The following is a 14,623-nucleotide window of genomic DNA, read 5'->3' as shown; positions in this document are numbered from 1 at the left end:
GTCTTTTATCGCCAAGAGGCGGACAAGCGGTCGCTTTTGCAGAAACTATAAGTCCAGCTTTTTTAAGACAAGTTTAACGTTGGCAGGGATGCCACCGCTCTTTCAGGCCAAATAGATGTCTCTGCTCATGAAAAAAGCGCCGTCGACGGATCGATGGCGCTTTTAGAAAATTCAGCAAAGACTGCTTTGCTTGAAATCAATCAGTTTGCCGAGATCGAGCTCGTAGCGCATGGATCGACGCCGTATGCTGGCGAACAACCGGTTTTGCCAGCAGCAACCGTACCCGGTGCCATGAACGAACCTGCTAGAACAACCAAAGCCGCACACGCAAAAAAGAGTGCGATAGACCTGCCCATTTGATACTTGCCTTTCAGACGATGAACGAGACGGATCAGGCCGCCACGCGATGATTGTTAGGTTCGAGAATGTGTGTTGGATGTGGCGTTTAGCAATAAAGCATGTTGCTGAACACCGGGTTAATGTGAACTCTTGTCCACAGTTGCGCTTGTGCCACGCTTATACCGATGAAACGCTGTTTTCATGATGTGCCCCCACATAATGGTATAGGACGGTGGACGAATCCACCGCCGTTCGGAAGCATAACTCTTCACTTGAAAATTGGTTGCATGCCTTTTTTCAGGCAGCTTTACCCGCATTGCTGAACTGCCCGTGGGTGCGATAGCTGACCATATAGGACGGCAGAACGGAAGACACGCGCACGGGCGTGATGCCGATGCCGTCGAGTGTCAGGCCAGCATTTTCCGCCTCTTTGGAAACCACATTGTCCGTCTTCAGCATCGTTACCTGATCCACCGTCAATGGCGGCGTGATCAGCGGCACCATCGATGCGATCTTGCCGATCAGCGAGGCGATGCCGAAGGGAAGATTGACCAGCGGGCGCTGGCGATAGGTGGCCGCCAATACGGCCTCGAGACAGTCGCGGAACGTCATGACGTCCTGTCCGCCCAACTCGTACGTTGCGCCGGGCTTCAACGCGCCATCGACGCTGCGGGCAACCACTTCGGCCACATCTTCCACATAAACAGGCTGGAACTTGGTGTGTCCACCGCCGATCAGCGGCAGGAACGGCATACGCTGCGCCATGCCGGCAAATTTGTTGAAGAAATCATCTTCAGGTCCGAACACGATCGAAGGACGCAGAATGATGGCATCCGGCAAAACGGAGCGGATCGCGGCTTCGGCACGGCCCTTGGTGCGGGCATAACCAACGGTTGAATTGGCATCGGCACCGATGGCAGAAATATGCGTCAGTGTCGCGCCAGCGTTCTTTGCAGCTTCGGCCACGGCGCGCGCACCGAATTCCTGCACGGCGTCGAATGTGTTGCGGCCACTTTCAAACAGAATACCGACGCAGTTGACCACGTGGTCGGCACCTTCAACGGCCTTGTTGATCGAATCCTTGTAGCGAAGGTTGGCCTGGGCGAAAGAAATCTGCCCGACATTACCCAGCGGCTGCAAAAAGCCAGCCAGATCAGGGCGGCGAACGGCGACCCGAATACGATAGCCGCGCTTGGCTAAAAAACGCACCACATGCCGTCCGACGAAGCCCGAACCGCCAAAAACGGTGACGAGAGGGGGAAGGTTGGCCAAAGGCATGGGAGGCTCCTGCGAAGCGTTGAATATATGCGTTTCCGTGTCTTAGCTTAAAGCCGATGCAACGGGAAGAGAGAACCGTATTCGCATTGAAAGTCCCACGATACGGAGCCGATGACGGTCAAGCGCCCTCGACTATCATGAGGTCGCTATCGGCGGTTTCCTTGCGAATTTTCAGCGCAGCCTGATACTCTTCGGAGTTATAGCAATCCAGCGCATGCTGCACCGAAGGAAACTCGATCACGACATTGCGTGCCCGGCCTTGTCCTTCAAGCTGCGTCACCGCACCGCCGCGTGCCAAAAAATTTGCGCCAAACCGCTCGAAGGCAGGCTTCGCTGTGGAGACATAGTCTTTGTAGCGTTCCGCGTCATTCACATCCACGCGGGCAATCCAGTAACCCTTGGCCATCGTCTTCTCCTTAAAGCGCCTGTGTCATCTCATCCAGAATGGCGCGGGCCGCAGCCTTCGGGTCGGCAGCTTTCACGATAGGGCGGCCCACAACAAGGTGGCTCGAACCGGCCTTGATGGCATCGAATGGCGTCACCACCCGCTTCTGGTCACCCGCATCGCCACCTTTAAGGCGAATTCCGGGGGTCACGACCGCCATATCGGCCCCGACGATCTCACGCACGCCAGCAGATTCTTCCGCCGAGCAGACAATGCCGCCCATCCCCGCGTCCCGCGCCTGAGCGGCGCGTTTCAACACCAGCGAACGGGCGTCACCCTGATATCCGGCCTCGATCAAATCCGCATCATCCATTGAGGTCAGCACGGTCACGCCCAGCAGCGTCAGCCCGGAGCCTTCCGCGGCCTTCACCGCAGCCCGCATCGCCTTGGGGTAAGCGTGCAGCGTCAGCATCGACATGCCCATCTTGGCAATGTTTTCCACGCCGGATGCGACTGTGTTGTCGATGTCGAGAAGCTTCATATCGAGGAAGATTTTCTTGCCGCTTGCGGCCAGGTCCTTGGCGAATTCCAGCCCGCCCGCAAAGGCCAGCTGGTGGCCGATCTTGTAGAACAGGACATCGTCGCCCAGTGCGGTGACGATGCTCTCGGCTTCAGCCACGGTTGGAAGGTCAAGCCCGACGATCAGGCGCTCGCGTGCGGTCATAGTGTCATCCCCTGCCACGTTTCCATTGCCGTCCAGTCGCATGTGATGCGCCTGTCTGCAAGGGTAAAACAGAAGAGATTTCCACCGCCCGGTGGCTGGTCGGCGCTTCGGGTAATCTCGCTTCCTGCGAGGTGGCATTTCAGCAAGGTCCCCACGCCGCCATGTCCGATAAAGGCGATCGGCTGCGTCGGATCATGGCTGGCGAGGATCGCGTCTATGGCGGTTACGATGCGGGCCTGCGCATCGACTGCCGTCTCCCAGCCCTTATAGCTGGCCTGCGGATGGGCGAAGAACCAGTCCGCCGCCCGTTCGAACTGATCGGGTGGCAGAAAGCCCGTCGCACTGCGGTCATTCTCGTGCAGATCGTCGGCGGTCTCATAGGCCACACCGCTCGCCGCTGCCAGAATCTGCGCGGTATCGACGGCCTTCTTCTCGGTACTGGAAACGATGCGTCGCAGGGATTTGGCAAAGGGCAGGGCGCTTGCTCTTCTCGCCCGCGCCCGTCCGATGTCGGACAGACCCCATGAAGGGACCGGGACATTCGCCTCGATCCTGACCTGCGGATGAGTAATGTAAAGTGCGTACATAGTCGCAGGTTAACTTAGGCGCGGGTGTAGGTCCACAGCTGTGCCGGTGGAATGTTGCGCACCACGAAGTCGTAATGACGGATGTGGTAGAGATGCGGTTGCGCGACAATCGGCGATACCGCGCCATAGGAAATCTGGATGACCGGACGTCCATGCGGAACCCGCTTCAGCAACTCGTCCAACAGTTTGATCCGGTCCGCCATCGGGAAGTTCAGCATGGGAACAGCCGAAATAACGCAGTCGAACATCTGGTCTTTTTGTGCCGCCAGCGTCGTATCCAGATCAAAAGCATCGCCATTGATGAAGTTGACACCGGGATAGTTGCGCAGAAGCTGCTGATAAAAGTCGGTAGAATATTCGATGGCCGTCACGTTTTCCGGCTTCACGCCGCGCGCCAGAATGGCCTTGGTGATGCAGCCTGTTCCAGGCCCCAATTCCAGCACGGGTAGGCCGGATTGCGGCGTGATGACGCTGGCCATGCGCCGCGCGGTAACACCGGAGGTCGGAACGATTGCGCCAACCTTTTTTGGCTGGTTTACCATTCCCTTGAAGAAACGAATTTCCTCTTCGAATTTTCTGCCGAAGCGCTGTTTCAGGCTCAGTCCCATCCGGTCCCCCTCTGTGTTCCGTCAAAACAACATTTGGTGAAACTGTGGCGATATGTTGTTTTGCTCTGTCGTAAAGACAATGAAAAATGTCGCAATAGGAAAATCTTAACAAACTATGGAGAATCCGCAAACAAAAACGCCGGTGAAAATGTCACCGGCGTTTTTTGCGTTTTATCTAAATCAGAGAGTGCTAAACCCGCATCGGCATCAGCACGTAAAGCGCATCATCGCCCGCCGTATCGCGCACCAGCGTCGGCGAACCGGCATCAGCCAGAAGGAAGATCGCATCTTCGCCGGAAAGCTGTGCGGTGATATCCAGCAGATATTTGGCGTTAAAGCCGATTTCCATGCCGTCATGCTCGTAGCCCACGGCCACTTCTTCGGTCGCGCTGCCCGAATCCGGATTGTTGACGGTCAGCGTCAACTGTCCCTCGGTAATCGCAAGCTTCACGGCGCGGCCACGCTCGGACGAAATGGTCGAGACGCGGTCCACGGCCTTGGCGAAGGACTGGCAATCGACGCGCATTTCCTTGTCGTTGCCGGTCGGAATGACGCGCTGATAATCCGGGAACGTACCGTCGATCAGCTTGGACGTCAGAACGATATCGCCGATGGCAATGCGGATCTTGGCATCGGACACTTCGACGGTCACTTCCAGCTCGGGATTGTCGACCAGCTTCTGCAACTCACCAACCGTCTTGCGGGGAATGATGATGCCGGGCATGCCTTCGGAACCGGAGGGCGCATTCACATCGGCGCGCGCCAGGCGGTGACCGTCGGTGGCCACGGCGCGCAGCTTCAGATCATTGCCGCTTTCAATCGTGTGGAAGAAAATGCCGTTCAGATAATAACGGGTTTCTTCGGTCGAAATCGCAAACTGCGTGCGGTCGATCAGCATCTTCAGGTCTGCGGCCTTCAGCTTGAAGACATGGCTGAACGTGCCGGCTGTCAGGTCCGGAAAATCGGTTTCCGGCAGGCACTGCAGCGAAAACTTTGAGCGTCCGGAGGCAACCGTCATGGTCGAACCATCAGGGTTGGTAGCCAGTAGCACCTCGGAACCATCCGGCAGCTTGCGCACGATTTCATAGAGCAGATGCGCAGGCACGGTGGTCGAACCAGCCTGTTCCACCATCGCCGGTGTCGCCTCGGTGATTTCGAGATCAAGGTCGGTTGCCTTCATGTCGAGCTTCGCGTCGGATGCGCGCAGCAGCACGTTGGACAGGATCGGGATCGTGTTACGCCGTTCCACCACGCGGTGAACGTGGTTCAGCGATTTCAGAAGGTTCGACCGCTCGAGGGTAATACGCATGAAGACTTCCGCTTTCAACCGATGCGATCCTGTATAGGCCGGATCGCCAATATAGTGTCTCCGGCATTTTTGGCCGGATAATGTGGACGGGCAAAATGGCAGAGTTATCGAGGAAAAGGCAAGAGGCCAGACCGGGTCATTCCTCAATTTTCCACTCTATACATTTGCTTACATGGGTTGAGCGCCAAGAACGGCCCTTGTTCGAAGGCCCCGTCTTGCCCATAAAGACATGGAAATGAGACATGACGGGAATGATGCAGTGACAGATGATGCTTTGAGCGAACAGTCTATAGAAGACACAGACGCCACAGGGCGCGGATTCAAGGTCGGCGGCTTCACGGTTCCGGCACGCCCCGTCGATGCCGCACTCTATCTCGTCGCCACCCCCATCGGCAATCTCGGCGATATCACCATAAGAGCATTGGAAACACTGGCCTCTGCCGATGTGCTGGCCTGCGAAGACACCCGCGTCACCCGCATTCTGCTCGACCGTTACGGCATCCGCAACCGCCCCTATTCCTATCACGAGCACAATGCCGAAGAGGCAGGCCCCAAGCTGATCGCCGCGCTGGATGCCGGCAAATCCGTGGCTCTGGTGTCCGATGCAGGGACGCCGCTGGTGTCGGATCCCGGCTATCGCCTTGGCCAGATGGCGCTGGACGCAGGCCACCGCGTTGTGCCGATCCCCGGCGCGTCTGCACCGCTCGCGGCACTCGTCGGTTCCGGCCTGCCCAGCGACGCTTTCATGTTTGCGGGCTTTTTGCCGGTCAAAGACAAGGGCAAGCGCGATCGTTTCTCTGAGCTGTCGAAAATTCCGGCGACCATGATGTTCTTCGAATCCCCGCACCGCATTTGCGCCACCATTAAGGTCGCCTCTGAAGTGCTGGGCCCCAACCGCCGCGCCGTCGTCTGTCGCGAACTGACGAAAACCTTCGAGGAATTCCGCCGTGGCACGCTGGGCGAGCTCACGGAGTTCTATAATGAAGACCGCATCGTCAAAGGCGAGATCGTGCTGTTGATCGAACCGCCTTCCTATGACGAAATTCCCGATATGGAAGATGTCGAAAAGCTGTTGAAGGACTTGGTGTCCACCATGCCCGCAGCGAAAGCCGCCGCCGAAGCCGCCAAACTCACAGGCCTGCCGCGCAAGGAGCTCTACCAGCGTATTCTCGACCTGAAGGATAACGATGGCGCGTGAGGCGAACAGCAAACGCCGCGCCGAACAGCGCGGTCACCGTGCTGAATATTGGGCGGCACTGTACCTGATGGTCAAAGGCTACCGCATCCTTGCCTTGCGCCATCGCACCCGATTGGGAGAGATCGATCTGATCGCCCGAAAGAAAGACGTCATCGCCTTTGTCGAGGTCAAGGCCCGCAGCACCGAGGCGGGCGCGGTCGATGCCGTCAGCTATGCCTCGCAAAACCGCATCCGCGCTGCCGCAGACCTGTGGCTATCCCGCCGCAAGGATGCCACGGCCTTATCGCTACGCTTCGATATCGTCGCGGTCCTGCCGCGCCGCCTGCCCAAACATTTCATCGACGCCTTTTGAAAGGGTAGCCTATGCGCAGCGAGCGGGAAAAAATGGCCGCTGGGGAATGGTATTGCTGCTTGGATGAAGAGCTCGATGCCCTTCGCGCCAAGGCAAGGCTCGCCGTTCACCAGCACGCCACCATGGCACCGGATGCCCGCGGCGCGATGGCACCGCTTCTGCGAACTCTTCTTGGCTCGGTCGCAGATGGCACCTTCATCGAAGCCCCGTTCCATTGCAGTTACGGTTTCAATATCTCGCTCGGCAAAAACACCTATCTGAACACCGGATGCGTCATCCTCGATTCCGCCCCTGTCAGAATAGGTGATGGCTGCATGCTTGGCCCGGGCGTGCAGATTTACTGCGCCGATCATCACCGCGACATACAGTCCCGCGCTCAAGGTATCGAGATCGCGAAACCCGTCACGATCGGGAACAATGCCTGGATCGGTGGCGGCGCAATCCTATTGCCCGGCATCACAATCGGAGAGGGCGCAATTGTCGGCGCAGGCTCCGTCGTCACGAAAGACGTGGCACCCGGTCAGACCGTCGTCGGAAATCCAGCGCGAAAGATCATCCCCAAAGGTGGCCATACTCGCAATTGATGCATCCTTTCCATTGGGCTGCTTGATTAGGTTGCGCTGTAATAATTCTGACATGAAATTGTAAAAACCCCGTCATGGAACGGGCCTATTCGCATCCTCAGCCAACAAGGGCGGTAGAGGACGAAACTATGATCAAGAAATTTTCCATGGCCGCAATGGCCATCACGTTTTCGGCGACGTCTTCCATGGCGGCGACCAACATCACTTGGTGGCACGGCATGGGTGGCCGCAATGGCGAAGTCATCAATGAAGTATCCCAGAAGTTCAACGCCGCCCAGAGCGCGTGCGCGATAACGCCGGTTTCCAAGGGCTCTTACGAAGAAGCTCTGGCCAGCGGCATCGCTGCCTTCCGTTCGGGTGAACAGCCAAACATCCTTCAGGTCTTCGATGCCGGTGCTGCCACCATCATCAATGCCAAGGGCGCTGTCATTCCTGCTGAAGACATCATCACCAAGGCCGGTTACAAGTTTGACCGCGAAGCCTTCATTCCCGGCGTACGCAGCTTCTTCGCTGCCGCTGATGGCAAGTTCGTCGGCATGCCGTTCAACTCCTCCGCTCCTATCATGTATTTCAACACCGAAGCCCTGAAAAAGGCTGGCGTTGAAGCACCAAAGACCTGGGAAGAGTTCGAAGCCGCAGCACCTAAGCTGAAAGAAGCCGGTTTCATTCCGCTCGTTCAGACGCAGCTGACCTGGGAATTCACCGAGAACTTCTTCTCGCGCAACAATCTCCAGTTCGCCACCAACAACAATGGTTACGACAGCGTTGTCGACACCAAGCTGAAGGTAACCGACCCGAACCTCGTCATGATGTTCGATAAGCTGAAGTCCTGGAAGGATCAGGGATATTTTGCTTATTACGGCGCAGGCTGGAACGATAACCAGAAGCCATTCGAAGAAAACAAGGTCGCACTCTGGATCGGTTCTTCCGGCTCCTTCGGTGGTCTGCAGAAGACGGCACAGATGCCGTTCTCGGCAACATTCCTTCCTTACTGGGGCTCCATCAAGGGCGCTGGCACCAACTCCTTCATCGGTGGCGCAGCCCTGTTTGCCATGTCCGGCAAGCCGGAAGCAGAAAACAAGTGCGTAGCAGACTTCTTCCAGTTCCTGACATCGCCTGAAATCCAGAAGTTCTACCACCAGGCAACCGGTTACGTCGCCATCACGCAGGCAGCATACGAGCTGGCCAAGAAGGAAGGCTACTACGAAAAGCAGCCAGTTGCCGAAATTGGCATCAAGCAGCTTTCCCTTCCAGGTGGCGAATGGTCCAAGGGCTACCGCCTCGGCTTCTACCCACAGATCCGCACTGTGATGGAACGTGAATACGGCCGCATCTTCTCTGGCGAAGTACAGCCAAAGGAAGCCCTCGAGATCATCGAGAAGGAAGGCAACGAGCTTCTGGCACGTTTCGCCAAGACCGCTGGCTGATAACTGAAAACGAGCGGACCTTCCCTCTTGAATGAGGGGAGGTCCGTAGACTGTCTGCGATAGTTTACGAAGCACACCTTCTTCCCGTCATCCCGGACTTGATCCGGGATCCAGTGCGATCAAGTCCTTGATCGCGAAAGACTCCTCTGCACCGCAGAGGCGGCGCTGCTTGATTCCGGCTCAAGGCCGGAATGACGGAGAGTGGAAAACTGCGTTCGGCATAAATGAGCAGCCCTAGCCTTCCAACAATCCCCGCCTCCCTTCAGTATTGAAGAGAAGCCACAACACATAAAGGTTTGCGCGCGTGGCCTATACGTCTTCACAACCGCGTCCCGTGCGGTTCTTACCCGGCTTCATCGCCAAGGCAAAAAAGCCCGTGGTAAAAGCTGAACCGGCAAAACGGGTGCAGTTTTCCTCCTCCGCGCTTCCCTATCTGTTGATCGCGCCCCAGCTGCTCGTCATTTTCGTCTTCTTCTACTGGCCGTCCGTTCAGGCCGTTCAGTCCTCGTTTTACATCGAAGACCCCTTCGGTTTCGGGTCCACCTTCGTCGGCCTTTCCAACTACTCCGATGCGCTGTTCAGCACCGAATATCTCAGCATCGCCAAGTTCACGGTTGTCTTCACCGTACTCGTCACCGTTTTTTCGCTGGCACTGGGCCTGCTTCTGGCCGTGAAGGCCGATGCGATCATCCGCGGCGCGTCCGCTTACAAAACGATGCTGATCTCGGTGTACGCCATCGCTCCGCCGGTGGCTGGCCTAATCGGCATGATGTTTTTCGATCAGCACATCGGCCCCTTCGTCAAGATTGCCGCGACCCTTGGCTGGCACATGCAGGTCGGCGTCAATTATTTCGACACCGCCTTTGCCATGATCTTCGTGTCTGTCTGGAAGCAGATCCCGTATAATTTCATCTTCTTCCTGTCCGGTCTGCAAAGTGTTCCGGTCTCGGTGCGCGAAGCCGCCTTCATCGATTGCCGCTCTGGTTTTCGCCGGTTCTGGACGGTCATCATGCCGCTGCTCGCGCCCACCGCATTCTTCCTGCTCATCATCAACATCACCTACGCGCTGTTCGATACCTTCGCCGTTATCGACGTCATGGTGAAGGACAAGGCCGCCAACAACCCCATTACCCTTGTCTACAAGGTGTTTCTGGATGGCTTCCGCGGCAACGATATCGGCGGTTCATCGGCGCAATCCGTTATCTTGATGATCGTGGTCTTCGTGTTGACGGTCCTGCAATTCCGCTTCCTCGAAAAACGCATCCATTACGGTTGAGGGATATCCGACATGTACAAGACAAAACCCCTCGACCACCTCATTCTCATCATCGGCTCGCTGTTTTTGATGGTGCCGGTCCTCGTCGCCTTCATGACATCCACCCATACCGCTGCTGAAATCCACATGAATGGTCTGGCCATCCTGCCGGGCGACAATTTCGTCGGCACCTATGAGAAGGTTCTCACCCAGAAGGGCGGCTTTACCGGTCAGGTCACCGGTCTCAACATGGTCATCAACTCGCTGATCCTCGGCATCGGTTTTGCGGTTGGCAAGATCGTGCTGTCGATGCTGGCGGCCTATGCCATCGTCTATTTCCGCTTTCGCTTCGCCACGTTCGCCTTCTGGATCATCTTCACCACGCTGCTCCTGCCGCTCGAAGTGCGCATCATGCCGTCCTACGAAGTCATGAGTAAACTGGGGCTGTTGAATTCCTATACCGGCCTCATCGTGCCACTTCTGGCCTCGGCCACCGGTACTTTCTATTTCCGGCAGTTCTTCAAATCCGTGCCGGATGAAATTCTGGAAGCCGCCCGCATCGATGGGGCAGGGCCGGTCAAATTCTTCATCGATATTCTGCTGCCCTTGTCGCGCACCATGATGGCCGCCATCTTCATCATCATGTTCGTCTATGGCTGGAACCAGTATCTCTGGCCCATGCTGATGACCAATGATGAGAGCTTCTTCACCATCATGCGCGGTATCAAGTCGATCCTCCAGGTCTGGGTTGGTTCGCAAATTCCCGATTACAACGAAGCTTTCGCGCTTGCCGTTCTGGCCTTGCTGCCGCCTGTGTTGATCGTCGTCATCTTCCAGAGCTGGTTCATCAAGGGCCTCACCGAAAGCGATAAATAAGGATACCTGAAATGGCCGAGATCGAAATCACACAGGTCTGCAAGGATTACTCTAACGGCATGCGCGCCGTGCACGATGTTGATATCTCCATCAAGGATGGTGAGTTCATCGTGCTCGTCGGCCCCTCGGGCTGCGGCAAGTCCACCCTTTTGCGCATGGTCGCGGGTCTGGAAGAAATTTCAGATGGCACCGTCTCCATCGGCAACCGCGTCGTCAATGACGTCGAACCCGCCGACCGCGACATCGCCATGGTGTTCCAGAACTACGCGCTCTACCCGCATATGTCGGTGCGTCAAAATCTGGAATACGGCCTCAAAAACCGCAAGACGCCAAAGGCCGAAATCGATGCGCGTGTGGCGGAAGCTGCCCGCATGCTGGAGCTTCAACCCTATCTGGATCGCAAACCGCGCGCGCTCTCCGGCGGTCAGCGTCAGCGTGTCGCCATGGGCCGTGCCATCGTGCGCAAGCCCGCCGCTTTCCTCTTCGATGAGCCGCTGTCGAACCTCGATGCCAAGCTGCGCGTCTCCATGCGCGGCGAAATCAAGCGCCTGCAACGCCGCCTCGGCACCACCTCCATCTATGTCACCCATGACCAGCTGGAGGCCATGACGCTGGCGGACCGTCTGGTGGTGCTGAATGCCGGTCGCATCGAACAGATCGGCGCGCCGCTCGAAGTCTATCACAAGCCCGCCTCCACCTTCGTCGCCAGCTTCATCGGCTCGCCCGCCATGAACCTTCTCACGGGCGAACTGCATGGTGATCGTCTGGCCATCGGCCCAACAGTTCTGTCGCTCAACGGCTACGCACCCGCATCTGGCCCAGTGACCGTCGGTATGCGTGCCGAGGATTTGCGCTTCGTTCACGGTGCAGAGCCGGGTATGCCGTTCCGTGTCGAATATATAGAGGAGCTCGGCTCGCAGCGCCTTATCCACGGTATGCTCGGCGAACAGGCACTGACCGTTGCCTGCGCATCCGAAACCGATATTCCGCAGGAATTGTCGCTCTCCATCGGGCCGGAAAAGCTGCATTTCTTCGACAAGGAAAGCGGAAAGCGTATCGAAGGCGCAGCCGCTGCCATCCAGCAGCCAACACAACAGCTCGCAGCGGCCCACTAGACCTGTTGAAAATGCGCTTCCGTTAAATATGATTCAATTTATGGAAGAGCATTCTTACTCCATTTGTGTTATTGCGTTCCCGTTGCAAAGTGGGGACGCAATATGGTTTTACATGTCGTAATCGCAAGTGTGGCTGCATTGGCAGGGCGCTCGGTGCCGTCTATGCCGCTGTCGAAAAGGCGTGAGAAAGCTGAGCCCGTGGTCTCGGCTGCCTCCCACTCCATGCTCATGCAACCGGCCGCCATCAATCCAGACTGGATCATCGCTGGCGAACCCGTTGCCCGCATGGCAGACCATTCCAAAAGCGCAGATCGTGCCGCCTATACTGCCCTTTGGGATTGCACGGCTGGCACCTTCCGCTGGTTCTTCGCCTGGGATGAAACCGTCCACATTCTCGAAGGCGATGTGCATGTCACGGCGGAAGATGGCTCCGTCCATCTGCTGCAAGCGGGCGATGTCGCCTATTTCAAAGCTGGCACCTGGGCCACATGGCGAGTGGACACTTATGTCCGCAAGGTCGCCTTCCTGCGCCGCCCGTTCCCAGCGCCTATCGCCTTTGCCTATCGCTTGAAGAACAAGCTGTTGCCAGCCAAAACGCCGTCGCTTTAAGCCCTGATAACGTCAATAAAACTCATAGATACGCCACCCCGTAGCAGTTGCCTTTGAAGCTTGCCTGCCCTACACATTTCGGGCTTTCAAAAGGAAATTGCGCATGGCCAAAATCAAGAACGTCGCGATCCAGATGGATCATGTCTCCGGCATCAACATTGCGGGCGATAGCACCTTCGCGATCAGCCTTGAGGCGCAGGCCCGCGGTTACCGCCTGTTCCATTACACACCAGATCGCCTGTCGATGCGTGATGGCAAGATTTACGCCACCGTCGAACAGATGCAGCTGCGCGATATCAAGGGCGACCACTTCTCGCTTGCCGAACCAGAGCGCGTCGACCTCGCCACCATGGATGTCATCCATCTGCGCCAGGACCCGCCCTTCGACATGGCCTATATCACCTCCACCCATCTGCTGGAGCGTATTCATCCCAAGACGTTGGTCGTCAACGATCCGGCCTGGGTGCGCAATTCACCAGAAAAGATTTTCGTCACCGAATTTGCCGACCTCATGCCGACAACCCTCATCACCAAGGACGTGACGGAGATTGCCCGCTTCCGCGAAGAGATGGGCGACATCATTCTGAAGCCGCTCTACGGCAATGGCGGCGCTGGCGTGTTCCACTCCACCCGCGATGACCGCAACTTTTCCTCGCTGCTGGAAATGTTCGGCCAGATGTTCCGCGAACCCTACATCGCCCAGCAATATCTGCCCGACGTCCGCAAGGGCGACAAGCGCATCCTGCTGGTGGATGGAGAGCCTGTCGGTGCCATCAACCGCGTGCCTGCGGAAAACGACGCCCGCTCCAACATGCACGCCGGCGGTCGCCCTGAACCCACGGAACTGACAACCCGCGAAAAAGAAATCTGCGAACGCATCGGCCCCGCTTTGCGCGAACGCGGTTTCCTCTTCGTCGGCATCGATGTCATCGGCGACTACATGACGGAAATCAACGTCACGTCCCCAACCGGCATCCGCGAAGTCAAGAAATTCGGCGGTGCTGATGTTGCGAGCCTGCTCTGGGATGCCATCGAGCGCAAACGCGACGCTCAGGGCTGAGTCGAGAGGCCGCAGCGTTTGATAATGCGCGGCAGAGTGTGTGGCTAACCCCCCTCTGCCTTGCCAGGCATCTCCCCCTCAAGGGGGGAGATCTGCTAGACGCGTGCTCCCCACTCTATCCGCAGCCTTCAAGATGGCCGGGCACCATCCACGAGTCGATCTCCCCACCTGAGGGGGAGATGCCCGGCAGGGCAGAGGGGGGTAAGCCACACCCTCAAACCTCTACAGCAAAAATACTCCCCAACCAAATCAACACCTTACCAAAAAACCGCCAAAACCCTCAAAAAATCCTCCCGCACTTTTCTCCACGGCGTGCGAATCACCCGCACAATCTCCCCGTTCCGCCCTCGGATACACCGCAAGGCGTTGCGGCGAGGCGGGACCGGCGCTGGTGGTGAAGGCATACGCAAACCTTCACCATCGGGGTTTGGCAGCGATTTCCCCGGTGGTACGGGAAAAGGGGCAGCGCCGGTTTCGGACCGGCTGGCGCAACCCTTCTACCGTCCGCATCGGCCCGCTGTGCCTTGGCCCGCAAACCGTTGAAGGTTGCGGTGTCGGGTCACGGCGGTCCGGCGCGTCCGCCACCGGGTGTACCGACAGCTCATCGGCTTCTGGTCGACGCGACCGTGAGGAGCTTGAAGCGAAAGTCAGGCGGTACACAGGAACACGCTGCATCTGCCCCGCACCAGAGATGGTGCGGACGGATCGCTTAGAGACGAATCGGCCGGGGCTGGCGGATGCGGACCTTGCGGAAAACGGATCGACCCTGTCCCGCGCCTCGATCAATCGGCGCGGATCAGGACGAAGGCAGATGTGGCCGAACTGGCAGGCGGGATGTTTCAGCAATGAAGCCCTGCCGCCCGGAAGGTGAAGGGTCGGACCTTGAACATGTCCGACCGGTTATCCGGCAAGGTTTC

General features: G+C 57.5%; 16 protein-coding genes. 10 read left to right on the top strand and 6 right to left on the bottom strand.

Annotated features, from left to right (window positions below; translation table 11 throughout):
* Window positions 1-153: 153 nt before the first annotated feature.
* Window positions 154-360 carry a hypothetical protein gene (locus tag DSM25558_RS29085; protein WP_200800801.1) on the top strand — a complete coding sequence of 69 codons (207 nt, stop codon included), beginning with the start codon at window positions 154-156 and terminating at the stop codon, window positions 358-360.
* Between the two features lie 276 nt (window positions 361-636).
* Here DSM25558_RS29085 and DSM25558_RS25630 read toward each other — a convergent pair whose 3' ends face one another.
* The 6 genes from DSM25558_RS25630 to dnaN form a co-directional block, all read right to left on the bottom strand.
* Window positions 637-1,617, bottom strand: coding sequence for a complex I NDUFA9 subunit family protein (locus tag DSM25558_RS25630; protein WP_077107457.1), 981 nt, complete (start codon window positions 1,615-1,617; stop codon window positions 637-639).
* A 118-nt stretch (window positions 1,618-1,735) separates the two neighbouring features.
* Window positions 1,736-2,023, bottom strand: a complete 288-nt coding sequence (locus tag DSM25558_RS25625) for a DUF1330 domain-containing protein (protein ID WP_077107456.1) — start codon at window positions 2,021-2,023, stop codon at window positions 1,736-1,738.
* Between the two features lie 10 nt (window positions 2,024-2,033).
* Window positions 2,034-2,726, bottom strand: a complete 693-nt coding sequence (gene pyrF, locus DSM25558_RS25620) for an orotidine-5'-phosphate decarboxylase (RefSeq protein ID WP_077107455.1) — start codon at window positions 2,724-2,726, stop codon at window positions 2,034-2,036.
* Window positions 2,723-3,313 carry a histidine phosphatase family protein gene (locus DSM25558_RS25615; RefSeq protein WP_077107454.1) on the bottom strand — a complete coding sequence of 197 codons (591 nt, stop codon included), beginning with the start codon at window positions 3,311-3,313 and terminating at the stop codon, window positions 2,723-2,725. The genes pyrF and DSM25558_RS25615 overlap by 4 nt, the downstream gene beginning before the upstream one ends.
* 14 nt (window positions 3,314-3,327) lie before the next feature.
* Window positions 3,328-3,921 carry a phospholipid N-methyltransferase PmtA gene (gene pmtA / locus DSM25558_RS25610; RefSeq protein WP_077107453.1) on the bottom strand — a complete coding sequence of 198 codons (594 nt, stop codon included), beginning with the start codon at window positions 3,919-3,921 and terminating at the stop codon, window positions 3,328-3,330.
* Between the two features lie 190 nt (window positions 3,922-4,111).
* A complete protein-coding gene (dnaN, locus tag DSM25558_RS25605; protein ID WP_045230012.1) occupies window positions 4,112-5,230 on the bottom strand; it encodes a DNA polymerase III subunit beta in 1,119 nt (372 codons plus the stop codon).
* Window positions 5,231-5,519: 289 nt separating this feature from the next.
* Here dnaN and rsmI point away from each other — a divergent pair, with 289 nt between their 5' ends.
* The 9 genes from rsmI (at window position 5,520) to gshB (ending at window position 13,706) form a co-directional block, all read left to right on the top strand.
* Window positions 5,520-6,428, top strand: coding sequence for a 16S rRNA (cytidine(1402)-2'-O)-methyltransferase (gene rsmI / locus DSM25558_RS25600; RefSeq protein WP_244554314.1), 909 nt, complete (start codon window positions 5,520-5,522; stop codon window positions 6,426-6,428).
* Window positions 6,418-6,780, top strand: coding sequence for a YraN family protein (locus DSM25558_RS25595; protein ID WP_077107452.1), 363 nt, complete (start codon window positions 6,418-6,420; stop codon window positions 6,778-6,780). Before rsmI ends, DSM25558_RS25595 begins: the two co-directional genes overlap by 11 nt.
* A gap of 11 nt (window positions 6,781-6,791) precedes the next feature.
* Window positions 6,792-7,364, top strand: coding sequence for a sugar O-acetyltransferase (locus DSM25558_RS25590; RefSeq protein WP_077107451.1), 573 nt, complete (start codon window positions 6,792-6,794; stop codon window positions 7,362-7,364).
* Between the two features lie 128 nt (window positions 7,365-7,492).
* Window positions 7,493-8,791 (top strand): extracellular solute-binding protein, encoded by a 1,299-nt coding sequence (locus tag DSM25558_RS25585; RefSeq protein ID WP_077107450.1) that lies wholly within the window; start codon window positions 7,493-7,495, stop codon window positions 8,789-8,791.
* A 304-nt stretch (window positions 8,792-9,095) separates the two neighbouring features.
* Window positions 9,096-10,067: an ABC transporter permease subunit gene (locus tag DSM25558_RS25580; protein ID WP_083716661.1), complete on the top strand. Its 972-nt coding sequence runs from the start codon at window positions 9,096-9,098 to the stop codon at window positions 10,065-10,067.
* Between the two features lie 12 nt (window positions 10,068-10,079).
* Window positions 10,080-10,922: a sn-glycerol-3-phosphate ABC transporter permease UgpE gene (gene ugpE / locus DSM25558_RS25575; RefSeq protein WP_077107449.1), complete on the top strand. Its 843-nt coding sequence runs from the start codon at window positions 10,080-10,082 to the stop codon at window positions 10,920-10,922.
* 11 nt (window positions 10,923-10,933) lie between these two features.
* Window positions 10,934-12,037 carry a sn-glycerol-3-phosphate import ATP-binding protein UgpC gene (locus DSM25558_RS25570; protein WP_077107448.1) on the top strand — a complete coding sequence of 368 codons (1,104 nt, stop codon included), beginning with the start codon at window positions 10,934-10,936 and terminating at the stop codon, window positions 12,035-12,037.
* 102 nt (window positions 12,038-12,139) lie between these two features.
* Window positions 12,140-12,646 (top strand): cupin domain-containing protein, encoded by a 507-nt coding sequence (locus tag DSM25558_RS25565; protein WP_077107447.1) that lies wholly within the window; start codon window positions 12,140-12,142, stop codon window positions 12,644-12,646.
* A 103-nt stretch (window positions 12,647-12,749) separates the two neighbouring features.
* The gene (gene gshB, locus DSM25558_RS25560) at window positions 12,750-13,706 is read left to right on the top strand and encodes a glutathione synthase (protein WP_077107446.1); all 957 of its coding nucleotides are present in this window, start codon (window positions 12,750-12,752) and stop codon (window positions 13,704-13,706) included.
* The last annotated feature ends 917 nt before the right edge of the window (window positions 13,707-14,623 follow it).

Origin of the sequence: Agrobacterium sp. DSM 25558, assembly GCF_900100825.1 — a bacterium.
Classification (GTDB): Bacteria; Pseudomonadota; Alphaproteobacteria; order Rhizobiales; family Rhizobiaceae; genus Agrobacterium.
Note: the sequence above shows the minus strand (reverse complement) of the source record. Positions and strands in the feature narration are given on the sequence as shown.